14 protein-coding genes and 1 tRNA gene are annotated in these 16,711 nt (G+C 58.4%); 8 read left to right on the top strand and 7 right to left on the bottom strand.

The features are described 5' to 3' along the window. The 6 genes from V7080_RS05720 (at position 1) to V7080_RS05695 (ending at position 6,855) form a co-directional block, all read left to right on the top strand. A complete protein-coding gene (locus V7080_RS05720; RefSeq protein ID WP_334187445.1) occupies positions 1 to 486 on the top strand; it encodes a hypothetical protein in 486 nt (161 codons plus the stop codon). 115 nt (positions 487 to 601) lie between these two features. Continuing rightward, positions 602 to 850, top strand: coding sequence for a helix-turn-helix domain-containing protein (locus tag V7080_RS05715; protein WP_334187444.1), 249 nt, complete (start codon positions 602 to 604; stop codon positions 848 to 850). Positions 851 to 968: 118 nt separating this feature from the next. Beyond that, positions 969 to 1,517: a hypothetical protein gene (locus V7080_RS05710; RefSeq protein ID WP_334187443.1), complete on the top strand. Its 549-nt coding sequence runs from the start codon at positions 969 to 971 to the stop codon at positions 1,515 to 1,517. Further along, a complete protein-coding gene (locus V7080_RS05705) occupies positions 1,514 to 2,722 on the top strand; it encodes a bifunctional DNA primase/polymerase (protein ID WP_334187442.1) in 1,209 nt (402 codons plus the stop codon). Before V7080_RS05710 ends, V7080_RS05705 begins: the two co-directional genes overlap by 4 nt. A 641-nt stretch (positions 2,723 to 3,363) precedes the next feature. Next, positions 3,364 to 3,654 (top strand): hypothetical protein, encoded by a 291-nt coding sequence (locus V7080_RS05700; RefSeq protein WP_334187441.1) that lies wholly within the window; start codon positions 3,364 to 3,366, stop codon positions 3,652 to 3,654. Positions 3,655 to 3,939: 285 nt separating this feature from the next. Beyond that, a complete protein-coding gene (locus V7080_RS05695; RefSeq protein WP_334187440.1) occupies positions 3,940 to 6,855 on the top strand; it encodes a PAS domain-containing protein in 2,916 nt (971 codons plus the stop codon). A 309-nt stretch (positions 6,856 to 7,164) separates the two neighbouring features. On the opposite strand, the gene V7080_RS05690 is transcribed toward V7080_RS05695, so the two are convergent. From V7080_RS05690 to pepN, 3 genes are all read right to left on the bottom strand, one after another. Then, positions 7,165 to 7,240, bottom strand: a tRNA-Thr gene (locus V7080_RS05690). Positions 7,241 to 7,476: 236 nt separating this feature from the next. Beyond that, entirely contained in the window at positions 7,477 to 8,481 is a 1,005-nt protein-coding gene (locus tag V7080_RS05685; protein ID WP_334187439.1) for a class 1 fructose-bisphosphatase, read from the bottom strand. Between the two features lie 405 nt (positions 8,482 to 8,886). After that, on the bottom strand, positions 8,887 to 11,556 hold the full coding sequence (gene pepN / locus V7080_RS05680; RefSeq protein WP_334187438.1) for an aminopeptidase N: 2,670 nt from the start codon (positions 11,554 to 11,556) through the stop codon (positions 8,887 to 8,889). Between the two features lie 72 nt (positions 11,557 to 11,628). Here pepN and V7080_RS05675 point away from each other — a divergent pair, with 72 nt between their 5' ends. Both V7080_RS05675 and V7080_RS05670 read left to right on the top strand, forming a co-directional pair. Further along, the gene (locus V7080_RS05675; RefSeq protein WP_334187437.1) at positions 11,629 to 11,982 is read left to right on the top strand and encodes a hypothetical protein; all 354 of its coding nucleotides are present in this window, start codon (positions 11,629 to 11,631) and stop codon (positions 11,980 to 11,982) included. Between the two features lie 117 nt (positions 11,983 to 12,099). Further along, on the top strand, positions 12,100 to 12,744 hold the full coding sequence (locus V7080_RS05670) for a DUF4136 domain-containing protein (protein WP_334187436.1): 645 nt from the start codon (positions 12,100 to 12,102) through the stop codon (positions 12,742 to 12,744). A gap of 109 nt (positions 12,745 to 12,853) precedes the next feature. On the opposite strand, the gene V7080_RS05665 is transcribed toward V7080_RS05670, so the two are convergent. The 4 genes from V7080_RS05665 to V7080_RS05650 form a co-directional block, all read right to left on the bottom strand. Next, positions 12,854 to 14,911 (bottom strand): DUF1631 family protein, encoded by a 2,058-nt coding sequence (locus V7080_RS05665; RefSeq protein WP_334187435.1) that lies wholly within the window; start codon positions 14,909 to 14,911, stop codon positions 12,854 to 12,856. A 135-nt stretch (positions 14,912 to 15,046) separates the two neighbouring features. After that, positions 15,047 to 15,181, bottom strand: a complete 135-nt coding sequence (locus tag V7080_RS05660) for a hypothetical protein (RefSeq protein ID WP_334187434.1) — start codon at positions 15,179 to 15,181, stop codon at positions 15,047 to 15,049. Between the two features lie 29 nt (positions 15,182 to 15,210). Beyond that, positions 15,211 to 16,185, bottom strand: coding sequence for a quinone oxidoreductase family protein (locus tag V7080_RS05655; RefSeq protein WP_334187433.1), 975 nt, complete (start codon positions 16,183 to 16,185; stop codon positions 15,211 to 15,213). Between the two features lie 24 nt (positions 16,186 to 16,209). Further along, the gene (locus V7080_RS05650) at positions 16,210 to 16,614 is read right to left on the bottom strand and encodes a methylglyoxal synthase (RefSeq protein WP_334187460.1); all 405 of its coding nucleotides are present in this window, start codon (positions 16,612 to 16,614) and stop codon (positions 16,210 to 16,212) included. Positions 16,615 to 16,711: the final 97 nt, after the last annotated feature.

The raw sequence follows: 16,711 nt of genomic DNA, 5'->3' as shown, positions 1-16,711 counted from the left end.
ATGACCGACGACGAGTTGTACAACGACTTACTGAATCGGGCGAAACAAGATGTGGAGCTAGTCGCACGAACGGCTATTGCACATCTGGTCCGCGTGATGGCGGAACGCGATTCACTACAGAAAGAAAATGCGCAATTGGTTGCCAACCATGCTGCGCTTCGCCCAGCCAAGCGCGGACGCCCGCCTGTCAAGAAAGCCGGCTTGAAGGCCGGCTTCGCGATGTACGTGCCGGTAAAACTGCGGCGCAAGAAGCAAACTGCCGGAGCACCGCAGAAGTATGCGTTTCCCCAGCCAACCAAGGTGCATGCCCTCAGCGCAGCACAGCGAGTTGAAATGTTGAGAAAGCTTGGCATCCAGCACACTAACCGTGACGCGGCGGAAATCGAGCTGGCGATGCACGGTATCGACGAAAACACGGCAGACCATGCCGTCATGGTGCGCGAACTTCAACGCCGAATCGGCGAGGCGTTGCGCAAAAATAGATAATCGGCAAGACGCCGTAATTACGAAAAACACCGGCATTTATTCCATTTCCGGCACCCGTCCCGCATCCCTATCATGACCATGTACCGAGATTTCTCGGGGTTTTATTGGTAGACGAATGCCGATCACGACAACATCCCACACGCCAACCCCGGCAGATACCTTTGATTTCCAGGTGGAGCGCATGACGACCGCGCAGGCGGCAGGTTACATGGGCACTTCAATCCAGTTCCTGCGCTCGAACATCGTAACAAAACGTCACGCCATTCCTTATATCAAGATCGGCCGTAAGGTCTACTACTTGAAATCCGACCTTGACGCATGGCTTATCAGCCGCCGCGTGTCGTCAACGGAAACGACAACCTAATCGTCCACGCGCATACGAAAGCCACGTTTCATCCCATTCGGAATCCTGGCTGTCAGCGATTCCGCCGGGTTGGAACGATGCCCTTTCCCATTACCGCTCAATCCAACAGGAGGTCGAAATGACCGTCGCAACACCTCGTAGCAAGCAACCGCGCAAAGCCCCCGCATACCAAGAATACGCGTCCGACAGGCTGGCCAACAAAGAATTCAGGATGATGTCACTCGAAGAACGCGGCCTGCTATTCACATTAGAGCTGGAGCTTTGGCACAACGTTAACCTGCCAGCCGATGAAGCGTCATTGTCAAAATTATTGGGCCTCGACCCGATTACCCTCGCCGCTGCCTTCTCGGCTCCGGTCAGGTCATTCCTGCGTATTCAAGACCAGCAGATAACTTGCCCCGAACTGGACAGACAACGGGACGAACAAGCATTCCGTCGTCAACGCCAAAGCGAAGGTGGAAGGCAGAGCGCTGGCAAGCTATGGTCAGAACGCGATCCAAAAACCATCGACATGTTCGACACAGACGAAGGATTAGCCCACCTACAAACCAAGCTATTAGCTCCTGAGATGAGAGGAGTAGAGAATAGTGTACAGATTACCTACTCCAGTTCTAACCAGTCAGCCCCTGCTCTTGCCAATACTCATTTCGGGAAGGAGACCGCGTGACGGCAGAAGAATTGATGAATCTTTGCGCTGTTCATGGCATCACAATCGGCAAGGGTGATGGCTTGCGGCTGGAAGTCCACTGCGAGGATGAATACATCCCTGATGCGATCCGAAAGCGCATCTACACGCATCGCTTTATTTTGATAGATTATCTTGACCACCGATCCGGACGTACGGAACCAAGACCATGTTTGACCCCATCCTTTACCCGGGCCATGCAATTCATTGCCGCCAGTGTTTGTCCGATACCACCGGCTGAAGACGGCTCAAAGGCACCCCGTCCGGGCGGAAAAAGAGCATGGCAGGAGTATCAGGACCATCTGCCGTCCATCAGCGATGTGTACCGCTGGTACCAGCATCCTCGTTCTGGAGTGGGTGTCGTGTGCGGCGCAGTTTCAGGCGGATTGGAAGCGCTGGATTTCGATGATCTGGATGCACTCGACCGGTTTCAGGAAACCTGCAGTAAGCGCGGACTGTCCGGCTTGCTGAACCATATTAAGGCCGGTTACTTCGAGACGACACCACACGGCGCACATCTTCTTTATCGATGTGAATCGGTCGGTGGCAGCCAGAAGCTTGCCGAAGAAGTCATTGTGATCAACGGCATCAGGAAAAGACGTACCTTGATTGAAACTCGTGGTGAGGGCGCGTACATTATCACTGCACCGTCCCATGGCTCGGTCAACTCTGCCGGCATTTATGAGCAGATCGAAGGCGGCCCCGACACGATTGTTTGGATCGATCAGAGCGACAGGAACCGGTTGCTGGATGCGGCGAGAGCAATCGATCAGTCTAGCAAACTGCCAGCGGGCACGCCGAGAGCGCAACGGCGACAGCATCGGACCGTCCGGAGTGGCAACAGCCTCGGCCTTTCGGGATCGGAATTTAATGTGCGTGCAAGTTGGCATGACGTTCTGCTGCCATTCGGCTGGGCGGCAGTATGGTCGAACGACAGATTCACCTACTGGCAGCGGCCGGGCAAAGAACACGGCGTTTCTGCAGTTGAATTTCATGACTCTGAACTGCTGTATTGTCATACGACTAGCACCCCGTTGGAAGCCGGAGGAACCTACTCGAAGTTCGGTGCGCTGGCCGTGCTTGCATTCAACGGCGACCATCGATTATGTGCTCACTGGCTTGCCCAGGAGGGCTATAACGAACGATTTCAGTCAGGCGGCGGGTTCGACCTACACCTAGATTTTTAATCGCTTCAATGCGGCCGGATGCGGCCTAGAAACCGCCCGGGAATACCAGTTCTAATGCATCTTCTGCCTGCCGCAGCTTCTGTTCGAATTTCCTGTGCCGCATCCATTTTGGACGGCATGGGAAGTCAGGGTCTGCACCATACAATGCCCCCAACTTCTTTAGCTTTAACAACGCCCTGCGTCGTGGCCCAGCTGACTGCGTCGCGTAATGCAATTGTGAGCATTGGCGGCAGCCGAAAACCTGTTGCAAATACAGGATGGCGCACCGGCGGCCGCAAACAGGGCAACTCCACCAGCCTCGCCGTCCGATGCGTGTCTCAGTGTACGTGAGCTTGAACTCGTTCTTGACGCTGGCATGTTCGAGATTCAACTCAATTTGAACGGTTCCCGTAAGCGAGAGGACTACTGCCGTCGTTGTGGTGTCCCACCTCAGCACACCCGTCCTTCCAGGCACGTGCAGACCATGGCGCTGAAGGATACGGATGTCCAATTGAAGCACTGATGTGCTGTATTCGCGGATTCTTTCTTTCATAATGCGAAATGATACGGCAGTATTGACATTGCCTCGGTCCAACACGACACCGGGCTAGAATAACGACCTGTTTGCAGAACTGAAAATGACAGATTGCGGAGAAACTCAGATGGAAGATACGGACCGAGCATTTGAAGCTGGATTCAACAAGGTGCGCAACGGCATACTGGCAGAAGAACTGGCCGATATGTCAGATGACAATCTCGCTTCTTGGCAGGCCGGATGGAAACCAAGAACCGCGCAGGACATTCTTGCAGAAAAAGAATGGCAGCGTCGCATGATGACCCATGAATTTCAGCTGAATCGAAAGATCGCGTGGCTCAACATTCGATGGGGAATTTGCAGCGCGGTGATCGCCGTTCTTGCCACCTTGGCCGGAGCGTGGATGGGTGGCCGCTAGGCGCCTTCAAGATGACGCGGCTTAATTCTTAGGCCAACTCCAGGCATTAAGAGCGCCTGACAAAACCTCCGGTTTGTCCTGAGAGAAACAGCGCCGTACACGAAGCCATTCTGACTGTACGCTATCGGCCAAGAGCGGACATTCAAGACTCCTGCTACCCTCGTTGATTGACGCATCTCTTGGACATGACTTGGGCTGTATTATGCCCAGTGCAATGTTTCCTTCGTGATTCCACATGTCCATAGCTGAAACCAGCACCTTTTGTTTCAACACCGAACCGTTTCCATGCACGATTCAATAAACGACAATTCTCTGGGAAGTTCGGACGAAAAAGTCGATGTCCCCCCCATGCTTTTTGGCGGCAAGATGGGAGAACTTGTTCGCGAAACGGACTGGTCGAGTACAGCACTTGGCGACTATGCCACTTGGCCGCAGTCGTTGCGTTCCTCTCTTTCCCTGGTGCTCAATTCCAAGAGTATCGCTGCCTTGTACTGGGGGCCGGAGCAGTGGTTGCTCTATAACGACGCGTACAGCCATGCACTGGGTGACCGGCACCCATGGGCGTTCGGTCGCCCAATAAGAGAAGCGCTCAGCGATATCTCTCCCGTACTGGGCCCGCAGGTTCAACAAGTTTTGGCGACCGGACAGGGATTCGCGCTCGAAAACGTCCAAATGACCATGCGCCGCTATGGCAAGGATGAAGAGACGTTCTGGACCTACAGTTTCTCTCCCGTCCAGGGTGAGGCAGGAGGATTTGCAGGCGTCGTGCTTCTCGCCACCGAAAGGACGCAGCAGATCAATGCCGAACGGAGCGCTTCGCAAGCGTATCAGCGGCACCAGAGATCGCTCGACCGCATGCCGGGCTTTATGGCCATAGTGAAAGGCCCCAAGCATGTCTTTGAATATGCCAATAAAACCTTTGGCAAGATTAGTGGGGGGCGAGAACTGGTGGGATTGCCATTATTCGACGTATTTCCCGAGTTGGGTCATTCCCGATATCGCGAGATTTTGGACCAGGTCTACGCTACCGGTGAGCCAAGTTCTGAAGACTTCATGCCGTTTGCAATTGATGGCGAAGAGGAGTCACGCTACTTCAATGTGCATTACGAGCCTGTCTTCGACGAGGGTGGGCAGATTACCGGCATCGTCCTCGGCGGCTACGAAGTCACCGAGCAACATCGCACGACACGGGATTTGCAGATACTGAATGCTGATCTGGATCTCCGGCTCATGCTGGCAGACCAACTGCGTCCCTTGGCTAATGCAGACGAACTCATTGCTACAGCCAGTGAGTTTGTCGGAAAACATCTGGAGGTGGCGCGCGCAGTCTATGTCACGGTCGACGAGTCGCAGGAGATGCTTCACATCAAGCACGATTGGGTCAATGGCGCCGTGCCGTCGTTAGCTGGGACCGTATTGAAACTCGACGACTTCGGCCTTTTGCCCAGCGCCACGCTTCGTGCCGGCCAAGCATTGGTCATTGATGACGTCACAACCGATGAACGCTCATCGCCGCATGCAGAGGCGTATGCCGCCATTGGCGTGCGATCGTGTGTCGCTATCCCACTCCTCAAAGCAGGGAAATTACGAGCAATTCTGAACCTGCATGATTCGCAGCCCCGCTGTTGGGCCGAGCATGAAGTGACGTTCGCGGAAGATATGCTGGATAGGACATGGGGTGCAGTAGAAAGCGCACGCGCGCAAGCGGAGCTGCGCAGGGAGCGTGACCGCAGCCAAGCCGTCTTCGACACGATGACGGAAGGGTTCGCGATGCTCGACCACAATTGGACTGTCTCGTACATGAATGCCGAAGGATTGCGCATTGGAAACCGACCCGATGAGCAGATCATTGGTCAGAACCACTGGGACGTCTGGCCGGAGTACGCTGGATCGGAGCTGGAGCATCTCTACCGACGCGTCATGCAAACGCGCCAGCCTGACACACTGGAACTTCGGCACGCCTATGTCGACGGCACCGTCGCATGGCTTGAGGTGAGGGCGTATCCGGGCGTCGATGACGGACTGTCCGTCTTTTTTCGCGACGTCACCAGCCGCAAGCAAGCAGAGGAAAAGCTGCGGGACGCCGACCGCCGCAAGGATGAGTTTCTGGCCATGCTGGCCCATGAACTTCGGAATCCTCTAGCACCCATCGGTGCTGCAGCCGAATTGCTGCAGATGGGCAAATTCGATGAGGCGCGTGTGCATCAAACCAGTCAGATCATCGGTCGTCAAGTGGAGCACATGACTGGACTGGTCAACGATCTGCTTGACGTATCGCGTGTCACCCGCGGCAAGGTCGAGCTGGATACGGTGCCGCTGGATATCAACCATATCCTGGCCGATGCGATGGAGCAGGTCAGTCCACTTGTGGGCGCGCGAAAGCATCGGTTGATGCTCGATTTGCCACCCAATGCTGTTCTGGTGATGGGCGACAAGAAGCGCCTGGTTCAGGTGGTGGCCAATTTGCTGACCAATGCTGCCAAGTACACACCTGAAAACGGCACGATCCTGCTGAAGACAGCCATGCGTGAAGACCGGATTCATATCGAGGTTACCGACAACGGCATCGGCATGACTTCCGACTTGGTCGAGCGCGCATTCGATCTGTTCGCCCAGGCCGAGCGCACGTCCGACCGGTCTTCGGGCGGGCTGGGACTGGGGCTGGGGCTGGCGCTGGTCAAGAGCTTGGTCGAGCTGCACGGCGGGAGCGTTACCTGTGCCAGCCAAGGACTCGGCAAAGGAAGCACCTTTACCGTCTGCCTGCCGCGCTTGCTGGAACGGCCAACTCACGTAGACCAGTTGCAGGGCGGCGAGGCGCTGCGGAGCACGCATGCGCCGCTGCGGGTCATGGTCGTGGACGACAATGTGGATGCGGCGGTGATGCTCGCCATGTTGCTGGAGGCTGCCGGACACGAGGTGTTAGTCGAGCATGGCGCCTACCGGGCACTGGAACGGGCACAAGCCGATAAGCCGCAAGTGTGCCTGATCGATATTGGCCTGCCCGAGCTTGATGGCAACCAGGTCGCGCAGCGCCTGCGCAACTTGCCGGAAACGGCGAATGCAGTGCTTATCGCGGTGACGGGCTACGGGCAGGAGAGTGACCGGAAAAGTGCCTTGGCTGCAGGGTTTGATCACCATCTAGTCAAGCCAGTTGATACCAAGCGGCTCGCTGCAATACTCAACGAGATCGCCGTTCCATGACTGTCGGCTTTGGGTCGAAAACGGACTTACACGGCCACAGCACGGCCACAGTAAGAGGGAAAACCTGCGATGAGGAGTGCGTCCTGTCAGGTATTTGCCTGCGTGTGCAACAGGGTATGCACAAGTTTCAAGCCCCCAGGTGCAACTGTCTTGGTCCGCATAGGGGCGAGAGACAAGGGGGAGTGGCAGCTCAGCTGTAATCCCAGCGATCACGCATGGGTTAGACGTTGACTTCCTACATAGTTACTACATTTCAGATTTACGCCGACCGAAAACACTTTTGTAGTAAGTGAAATACCGCATGAATGCTGGTGCTGATGAGACGAATCGAACGTCCGACCTACTGATTACGAATCAGTTGCTCTACCGACTGAGCTACATCAGCAATCGCAAATATTCTAGCAAAATCGTTGCCCCCTTCGCTACCCTCCGGCTTGCCGCAGATTAAGCTTGCGGTGAGCTGCCGCAGCCGGATTTCGATGATTAGCTACGTGCGGAAAACGATGCGTCAGGGAATTCTCGGTCGGGAGGAGATGAAAGCCGACCTCAAGTCGGCTTTCTCATCCACGTGCGCATGTGAAGGCTTATGACCAAGCGGCCGCAAGCCTTGTCGACGGACGCTTATCCCTCCTGATGATAACCGGTCACCCGCTCCACTTCATTCTTCGAGCCCAGGAACACCGCCACCCGCTCATGCAGTTTCTTCGGCTGGATGTCGAGGATGCGGTGCTTGCCGTTGGTCGCGGCGCCGCCGGCCTGTTCCACCAGGAAGGCCATCGGGTTGGCTTCGTACATCAGGCGCAGTTTGCCCGGCTTGTCCGGTTCACGCGCATCGGCCGGATACATGAAGATGCCGCCGCGATTAAGGATGCGGTGCACGTCGGCGACCATCGAAGCGATCCAGCGCATGTTGAAATTCTTGCCGCGCGGGCCGGTGTCCCCTGCCTGCAGTTCATTGATGTAACGCTGTACCGGCGGATACCAGTGACGGGCGTTGGAGGCGTTGATCGCGTATTCCTTGGTGTCGGCCGGAATCTGCATGTCGCGCTGGGTGAGGACCCAGGAACCCATTTCGCGGTCGAGGGTAAAGCAATTGACGCCGTCGCCGGTGGTCAGGACCAGCACCGTTTGCGGACCGTAGACCGCGTAGCCGGCGGCGACCTGCTTGCTGCCCGGTTGCAGGAAGGCTTCCTCGGTCGGCGCGCTCATGCCTTCCGGTGCCTTCAGCACCGAGAAGATGGTGCCGATGGAGACGTTGACGTCGATGTTGCTGGAGCCGTCGAGCGGATCGAATAGCAGCAGGTATTCGCCTTTCGGATAGCGGTTCGGGATCGGGAAGATGCCTTCCATTTCCTCCGAAGCCATGGCGGCGAGGTGGCCGCCCCACTCATTGGCTTCGAGCAGCATTTCATTGGAGATGACGTCGAGCTTCTTTTGCATTTCGCCCTGTACGTTTTCGCTGCCGGCGCTACCGAGCACTTCTCCCAATGCACCCTTGCTGACAGAGTGGCTGATGGTCTTGCAGGCGCGGGCAACGACTTCGATCAGGAGACGCAGTTCGGCCGGGATCTTGTTGTGCAGTCGTTGTTCTTCGACCAGGTATTGGGTGAGGCTGACTCGTTTCATGGGCTTGGTTCCGTGGTGACGGGTTCTATTGTGGAGAGTTTTTGGATCGGTTGTCGGGCTTAGCTTGGGTTTGCTATGTGCTTCTGGATTCCCGCCTTCGCGGGAATGACAAGGGTTGATGTGTATTTTTCTTTGTTTTCGGATTGGCGCCGGATTTTTTGTTGTCGTAGATTACATCGTTGCTGATCGGAATGTTTCGAGATAGCGCAAAGTGCGGTTGTTGCTTGTGTGAATTGCCCGGCAAGCGTTGGGTACAATCTTTTCGATTTAGGCAGGGAACCGGGTTCCCGCCTCGCAGGGCAGCAGCTAGGAAGAAGACCAGGGTGAGTGGTGAGGTCGAGCAATCGCATTTGACGACTCAACCTCACCACCCCTACGCGGGGCGCCCCATCCCAATTTCAATACTTACGGCGCCAACGCCTTCGTCACTACCTCCGACACATCCTTCGACAATCCCTTCGTCCCCGCCACCCGCTTCAGCGCCACCCGCATCTGCTCCTGCAACGCCGGCGTGTATTTGCGCCAGCGGTCGAGTGTGCGCGCCAGTCTTGCGGCGACTTGCGGGTTGAGCGTGTTGAGTGCGATGACCTGCTCTGCCCAGAACGCATAGCCGCTGCCGTCGATGGCATGGAAGCGGGATGGGTTGCCGTTGCAGAAGCTGAAGATCAGGCTGCGGGCCCGGTTCGGGTTCTTGAGCGAGAAAGCCGGATGCTGCATCAGTTCGCGCACCGCATTCACATCGGTGGTGCGCGACATTCCCTGCAGCATGAACCATTTGTCGATGACCAGCGCCTCGCCTTCGAAGTCGGTATAGAACGAGGCCAGGGCCGCATCCTTGCCAGGCGCATCGCTGTTGATGAGCGCAGACAGTGCGGCCATGCGGTCGGTCATGTTGTTGGCGTTGTCGTATTGCCTTTGGGCCTGAAGATGCACATCGCTGTCGCCCAGCTCGGCGAGGTAGGACAAGGCGAGGTTCTTCAGCGCGCGCTGGCCGGCCGATACGTGGTCCGGGCTGTAGGTGCCGAGCGTGCGGTTGGACTGGTAGGCGACCATCAGGTCCATGCGCAATGCATTTGCGAGCGTGCGGCGCAGGTTCTGGCGCACCGCATGGATGGCATGCGGATCGATTACCGCCATCTGTTCGGCTATGATGGTTTCCGATGGCAGTGTGAGCGCGAGCTCGCGGAAGGCGGCGTCCAGGCTTTCGTCATTGAGCGTGGCGCGGAAACTGTTGACGAGCACGTCGACGTCGAGGCCGGTCTCGTCGGGCGCGGCGCCGTCGCGCACCGCTTCCACCATCGCCAGCATGCGGCGGGTGGCGAGGCGCTGCCCGGCTTCCCATCGGTTGAACGGGTCGCTGTCGTTGGCCATCAGGAAGGCGAGTTCGGCGTCACTGTAGTCAATGTCCAGGATGACGGGCGCGGAGAAGTCACGCAGCACCGACGGCACCGGATTCTCCTGCACATTGGCGAAGACGAAGGTCTGCTTGTCCTCGGTAAGCTCCAGCACCATGGTCGTGGGAGCGTCGCTTTCCAGTGTCTCGCCATCGAGGTACAGCGGCATGTCCTTGCCCCTGCGGTCGAGCAGGCCGACGGCGACGGGGATGTGGAACGGCAGTTTCTTCACCTGCCCCGGTGTCGGCGGGCAGGATTGCGACAGCGTCATTTCGTATTTCCGGCCGGCTTCATCGTAACGCGTCTCGACGGTGACGCGCGGCGTGCCGGCCTGGCTATACCAGCGCTCGAACTGGGCAAGGTCGCGGTCGTTGGCGTCGGCCATCGCGGCACGGAAATCGTCGCAGGTCACGGCCTGGCCGTCATGCCGCGCGAAGTACAGGTCCATGCCTTTGCGGAAGCCATCGCGGCCGAGCAGGGTCTGGTACATGCGCACGACTTCGCTGCCCTTTTCGTAAATCGTGACGGTGTAGAAGTTGTTGATCTCGACGTAGGAGTCGGGACGCACAGGGTGCGCCATCGGGCCGGCGTCCTCGGGGAATTGCGCCTGGCGCAGCACCCGCACGTCTTCGATCCGCTTGACCGCGCGGCCGCTGGCGGTGCCGATCAGGTCGGCGGAAAACTCCTGGTCGCGGAAGACGGTAAGGCCTTCCTTCAGCGACAGCTGGAACCAGTCGCGGCAGGTGACGCGGTTGCCGGTCCAGTTGTGGAAGTATTCATGGCCGACCACCGATTCAATGCCGGCGAAATCGGCGTCGGTGGCGATGCGCGGATTGGCAAGGACATACTTCGTGTTGAAGATGTTCAGGCCCTTGTTTTCCATCGCGCCCATGTTGAAGTCGCCGACGGCGACGATCATGAAGCGGTCGAGGTCGAGCTCCAGCCCGAAGCGCTCCTCATCCCAGCGGATGCTGTTCTTCAGGGAGTCCATCGCATGCTGGGTCTTGTCGAGATTGCCCTCTTCCACCCAGACTTGCAGCAGTACTTCGCGCCCGGACTTGAGCCGGTAGGTCTCTTCCTGGCAGACGAGCTGGCCGGCGACCAGCGCGAACAGATAAGACGGCTTCTTGAACGGGTCTTCCCACAATGCGTAGTGGCGGCCGTCGCCGAGATCGCCTTCTTCGATCAGGTTGCCGTTGGACAGCAGCACCGGGTATTTTTCCTTGTCGGCGCGCAGCATGACGGTGAACTTCGACATCACGTCGGGCCGGTCGGGAAAGAAGGTGATCTTGCGGAATCCTTCGGCTTCGCACTGGGTGAAAAAGTTGCCGTTGGACACATACAGGCCCATCAGCGAGGTGTTCAGGCCGGGCTGGGTGATGGTTTCGATTTCGAGCGTGACCTGGTCCGGGGCACGGAAAATCTCCAGGGTGCCATGGCCGAGCGCGTAGGCGCGCTTGGAGAGCGGCTTGCCGTTCATCCGCAGTTGCACCAGCCGCAGCGATTCGCCATAGAGCACGATGCTCTTGTTGCGGCTCTCGCGGTTACGGGTCATGGTCAGCCGGGTGGCGACGCGGGTGCTCTCCGGATCGAGGTCGAAACCCATTTCCACGGTGTCGACCCAATAACTGGGCGGGCTGTAGTCCTTGCGGTAGATGGTCTGTGGGGTGTCGGTACGCATAGGGATGTCGAATCCTGAGGAATTGGCGCAAAATGGGCATTCTACCAACCTGAGCAGATGGAGCGCAGTTCAATGAAAAACACCTTTGCGGTATTCGTGGTCCCGGTCGTCGCAGCAGCATCGTTGCTTCTGGCGTCCTGTACGCAGGAGCAACAAAACACGATCAGCCGATCGGTACAGAACTGGACGGGCACGAATGGCGTTCTGGAAATTTATGCAGGGGAGAAAGTCGTGCGGCGCTTCGTACAGATCGACAAGCTGTCGACGGCTATGGGCACGGAAGACAAAATGGCACGCCCCTATCGCTTCGGCTATGGCGTGATGGATGAAAACCTGAACATGGTCGTCGATCAGGGCGAGAAAAAAGTGTATTTCGAGATCAGCGATTACGGGACCAATTATGTGTTTTTCGAAAATCCCCGCTGAATCTTCCATTCCGGCGAAATTACAAATACTTACGGATTTTTTCTTGCGGCCATCCGATCTGAATAATTGTCCTGAACAGGCTTGTTTGATCATCGTGTTTCACGTCGGAGAATGGGAATGAATAGCTGGATGTCGGGGTTATGGTTGATGGTTTTCGGTCTGTTGCTGACCGGGTGCGCAACCACATCGGTGCAAAGCAATGTGACCGCATTCCATGAATGGCCTGCGGAATTGAAAGACAAATCGTATGTGTTCGAGCGTACGCCGGAACAGGACAACAACCTGGAGTACCGCAATTATGAAAACCTGGTGCGCAACGAACTGAAGCGGCTCGGTTTTACGGAAGCCGCGAATGCGAAAGCGGCGCAACTGAAGGCATCGCTGGAGTACGGCATCAGCGTGCGTGATGTGCGCGTGATCGAGCCAGTCGCGGTCGCACCTTACTGGCCGGGTCCTTTCTGGGGGCCGCCCTGGCCCGGCTACTACCGCCGCGGGTATTACGGACCGTTCTACGATCCGTTCTGGTACGGTCCGCCGATGATCGAGCAGCGGGATGTGAGCTTCCAGGTGTTTACGCGGCAGTTGAAGGTGAAGCTGGCGCGGGTATCGGACAACAGGAATTTGTATGAAGTGACGGTGGTCAGCGAGGGTACGAACGGGTCCTTGCCGGTAGTGATGCCGTACATGGTGCGAAGTGCGTTTGCAGATTTTCCGGGGCCGAGCGGGGTGCCGCGGCGGATTGAGTTGCAGATGGAGCAGTGAGGAGTTGATTGAGTGTGGAAATGCGCTTCTTTTCCACTGTTCTATGAACGGTCCCCTTCCCTGACAGGGGGAAGGTTAGGGGTGAGGCAGGGATTTCGTGCAACATTCTCTATCTTCCGATTTCCTCCAGCACCGCTCCCAGCGCCCGATCCATCACCGCCTCGGCCTTCACCACCTCCGCTCGCCCTTCCCTGAACGTCTGCGCCAGATCCTCGAACGTCATCGTGAATGGTTGTCCCGCCGGCCTGCCGGCGAAGATGAATCGCGTGCGGCCCGGGCTGATCCATGCGAGCTTGCATTTTGACGGCACGTCGTCGTCGCTATAGAAATCGAGCCAAACCCCGGACTCCAGCGCGTCGACCAGGTGCACGTATTCATCCACCGGAATAGCCGGCTGTTCGGTGGCGCGCTTGGTGAGCCGGCGCTCACTTGCGCGCTCCATTGCGTTCAGCGCCAATTCGAATTCATAGCGCGGCACAAGTTCGACCTGGGTGCGGACGATGGACGCGTGCCGTTCCGCGAGCTGGGAAAAGAAATTCACCCGGTCCGGACCATCCCATTTCACGACGTTGAGCCATGCGTTGAGCATCGCCAGCATGGAAGGCAGCCTGCTCAGCAGCAGCTTGCGTTCTTCCGGACTGGTCTTCGGCTTGACGCTCCAGATAAGGTCGTCCATGGTTTTCAGCGCGCTTTGCAGCACTTCCGGCTTGCTGTCCTGCACGCTGTGCGCGAGGCCGAGGATGCGCACCCACTGGGTTTCAAGAAACGTTTCGACGAACCCGGCCACTTCGCCGGATTCGATGCGCATCGCCACATCGTTGTCGGCCAGCTCCTTTGAACGCTGGATGTTTTCCTGGCGGGCCGCGTCGGCGATGGCCCGCGACAGTGCGTCATCATCCACCAGCGCTTCGCGCGCCATGAACGATTCGAGATCGGTGGCGGCGGTGTCGAAGAGCTCGATCTGCTGGTCGTACTCCTCCTGCACCCGCTCGACCACCTGCTCGATCATCTGGTACAGCGGGTCATCCTGCCCCTTGGCCGGATCGCAGGCGACGCTTGCGCTCGCCACGGCTTCCACCAGCCGGCGCGCCGGATGGCTGTCGACGAAAAAGAATTCCTGGTCCGCCAGCGCCGCCTTCAGTACCGGCACCTGAAGCCGCGCCAGCAGCCTCTTGATGTCGGTCGGGATGTGCTCTTCGCGGAAAACGAAATCGAACATCCTGGCCAGCAGTTCGATCGCATTGCGGTCGGCCTGCGTGAGAGCGCCGCGCGGCGCGTTCTTGCCGAGCTGCCGCAACAGCGACGCATCGATGGCGCCCGCCTTGCCCTTGGGCGGTTCCGGCATGTGCTGCTGGATATCGTTCAGGTAACCGGACAGGGCCGGGCTGATGGTGCTGCCGCCGGCATCCTGGATGCCCCCGGGCGAAAGCCATTGGTTCAGCTTCTGGTACAGCGGCAGATGGCGCCGGCTCTTCGCGGTTTTCTTCAGCCGGTAGGCGCCGGCCAGTTTCGGCAGTACGCCATGGCTGACCAGCGTGTCGTTGAGCGCCTGCAGGACCGGCTCCAGCGCCAGGAATACGTCAGGTCGAAGCTGCCGCAGCACGATCGGCTGGGCGCCGGCAAGGTCGAAACGGCTCCAGGCGTCGGACACCGCCTTGAGGAAGACGCCGGGACGGAACGGATTCTGCCCGGTGGCGAGTTCGTCACGCTGCAGCAGATGGGCGATGCGCAGGTTCAGCGCATGCAAGGTGTCGGCATTGCTGTCTTCGAGCGCCTGGCCGAGGTTGTCGAGCAGGACCTTCTGCTCCATGGCCTCGAAGGTCACCAGCGACAAGTCCATGGCCTCGCATTCGGGTTGCGGTTTGGCCGGTTGCCCGATGGCGCGGATTTCCTGCAGCAGGCCATCGGTCAGGCAGGTGGAGACCAGCCTGTGAAACGTCGCCGTGCCGCGGCGCAGGTGCTGAAGCGCGTTGCGTGCCATGTCGGCATCGGCGGATTGCCCGCCCTGATCGGATTGTGCGGCGAGCGCATCGCACAGCCTGGCGGCAAAAGCCTCAAGCTGGCGCGCCGACTCCACCGAGGCAACCGATACCAGCTTGTTGAATAGCGCCGCCCTGCCGGATGGCGATAGGACTTGCTCGAGCGGGCGGGTGAGAGGCTCTGCCATGGGACGCACTAGGGAAAGGTGAGGACGATTTTATTGCGTTAAGGCAATAAAGCATAGTGTTTTACCTTTTGCCTGTGCGAAATATGGCATTTATCTGATCAAGATCACATCGAATTGACAGGTCGACAACCCCGATCAGGAATAGGCGCGTTCAGCCACGAATGTCAGTACCCCGATCATCACCACCGCCACCAGCAGTACGAGGAGCAGGCGGCCGAACCGGGGCGGCCCGTCCGCCCCGGTTGGCGGCTGCTCCGGTGGATGGTTCATGGGATTGTCGAGCGGATCTTTCATGGCGATCAGGGAATCAGGATGGTGGAGCCCGTCGTCTTGCGCGATTCCAGGTCGATGTGTGCCTGACCGACGTCCTTGAGTGCATAACGCTGGTTGATGTTGATGACGACTTTCTTGCTTTCGACCATGCGGAACAGGTCGGCCGCCATCCTGTCGAGATCCTCGCGCTTGGCGCTATAGGCGAACAGGCTCGGGCGGGTGACGAACAAGGAGCCGCGCGATGCCAGTTCGTTCAGGCTGAACGGCGGCACCGGCCCCGACGCGCTGCCGAAACTCACCATCATGCCGAGCGGCGACAGGCAGTCGAGCGAACCCGTGAACGTGTCCTTGCCGATCGAATCGTAAACCACCGGCACGCCTTTGCCGCCGGTGATTTCCTTGACACGCTCGACGAAGTTTTCCTTGTTGTAGTTGATCGTGTGGGTGCAACCATGCGCCTTCGCCAGTTCGGCCTTGTCATCCGAACCGACGGTGCCGATCATGGTGACGCCGAGCGCCCGTGCCCATTGACAGGCAATCAGCCCGACGCCGCCGGCGGCGGCATGGAACAGAATGGTTTCGCCGCCCTGCAGCGGGAAGGTGCGGTGGAACAGGTACTGCACCGTCAGGCCCTGCAGCATCATCGCGGCGGCGGTTTCGAAGTCGATCGCGTCCGGCAACTTGACGAGCACGGACGCCGGCATGTTGCGCAATTCGGCGTACGCGCCGGGCGGGCGTCCGGCATAGGCGACGCGGTCGCCCTGCTTTACATGCGTCACGCCCTCCCCCACAGCCTCCACCACGCCGGCGCCTTCCATGCCCAATCCCGCGGGCAGCGGTTGCGGATAGGCGCCGGTGCGGAAATACACGTCGATGTAATTCAGCCCGATCGCCGCCTGGCGTACGCGCGCTTCGCCGGGCCCCGGCTCGCCGACTTCCACATCGACATACTCCATCACTTCGGGACCGCCGGTCGCTTTCATCCTGATTGCTTTTGCCATCTTGTTCTCTCCTTGCCTGGGTTGTTATTTATGGGAATGTCCATGTGCCGGGTGATGCGGCACCAGTTGCTGCAGCAGCAGGCGTGCGGTGGCCACATTGGTGGCGCAGGGAATGTCATGCACGTCGCAGGCGCGCACCAGCGCGTTGATATCGGGTTCATGCGGCTGCGGCGTCATCGGATCGCGCAGGAAAATCACGCAGTCGATCTTTCCCTCGGCCAGCTCGGCGCCGATCTGCAAGTCGCCGCCGAAGGGGCCGGACAGCTTGCGCTCGACATTCAGGCCGACTTCCTGGGCCAGCCGCTTTCCGGTGGTGCCGGTGGCCAGCAGGTTGCACTGCCGCAGCAGATCGCCGAACTCGGAGGCGAGCTCGACCATGTCGTCTTTCTTCTTGTCGTGGGCGATGAGGGCAATGCGTTTTTTATTCATGGTGCGGGTGATTAAGAAGGCTATTGAAGGAATGGATTCGGAAACGGCGGTCTTGAAGTCGAGTGTTGATTCATGACAGGAAAGAATGCCGATGGAC

This window comes from Noviherbaspirillum sp., from assembly GCF_036846085.1.
GTDB lineage: Bacteria > Pseudomonadota > Gammaproteobacteria > Burkholderiales > Burkholderiaceae_D > Noviherbaspirillum.
Note: the sequence above shows the minus strand (reverse complement) of the source record. Positions and strands in the feature narration are given on the sequence as shown.

What these genes read in the sequence shown, in the direction of transcription:
- V7080_RS05720 (WP_334187445.1), top strand. Translation starts at nt 1, where the DNA reads ATGACCGACGACGAGTTGTACAACGACTTACTGAATCGGGCGAAACAA.
- V7080_RS05715 (WP_334187444.1), top strand. Translation starts at nt 602, where the DNA reads ATGCCGATCACGACAACATCCCACACGCCAACCCCGGCAGATACCTTT.
- V7080_RS05710 (WP_334187443.1), top strand. Translation starts at nt 969, where the DNA reads ATGACCGTCGCAACACCTCGTAGCAAGCAACCGCGCAAAGCCCCCGCA.
- V7080_RS05700 (WP_334187441.1), top strand. Translation starts at nt 3,364, where the DNA reads ATGGAAGATACGGACCGAGCATTTGAAGCTGGATTCAACAAGGTGCGC.
- V7080_RS05695 (WP_334187440.1), top strand. Translation starts at nt 3,940, where the DNA reads ATGCACGATTCAATAAACGACAATTCTCTGGGAAGTTCGGACGAAAAA.
- V7080_RS05685 (WP_334187439.1), bottom strand. Translation starts at nt 8,481, where the DNA reads ATGAAACGAGTCAGCCTCACCCAATACCTGGTCGAAGAACAACGACTG.
- pepN (WP_334187438.1), bottom strand. Translation starts at nt 11,556, where the DNA reads ATGCGTACCGACACCCCACAGACCATCTACCGCAAGGACTACAGCCCG.
- V7080_RS05675 (WP_334187437.1), top strand. Translation starts at nt 11,629, where the DNA reads ATGAAAAACACCTTTGCGGTATTCGTGGTCCCGGTCGTCGCAGCAGCA.
- V7080_RS05670 (WP_334187436.1), top strand. Translation starts at nt 12,100, where the DNA reads ATGAATAGCTGGATGTCGGGGTTATGGTTGATGGTTTTCGGTCTGTTG.
- V7080_RS05665 (WP_334187435.1), bottom strand. Translation starts at nt 14,911, where the DNA reads ATGGCAGAGCCTCTCACCCGCCCGCTCGAGCAAGTCCTATCGCCATCC.
- V7080_RS05660 (WP_334187434.1), bottom strand. Translation starts at nt 15,181, where the DNA reads ATGAACCATCCACCGGAGCAGCCGCCAACCGGGGCGGACGGGCCGCCC.
- V7080_RS05655 (WP_334187433.1), bottom strand. Translation starts at nt 16,185, where the DNA reads ATGGCAAAAGCAATCAGGATGAAAGCGACCGGCGGTCCCGAAGTGATG.
- V7080_RS05650 (WP_334187460.1), bottom strand. Translation starts at nt 16,614, where the DNA reads ATGAATAAAAAACGCATTGCCCTCATCGCCCACGACAAGAAGAAAGAC.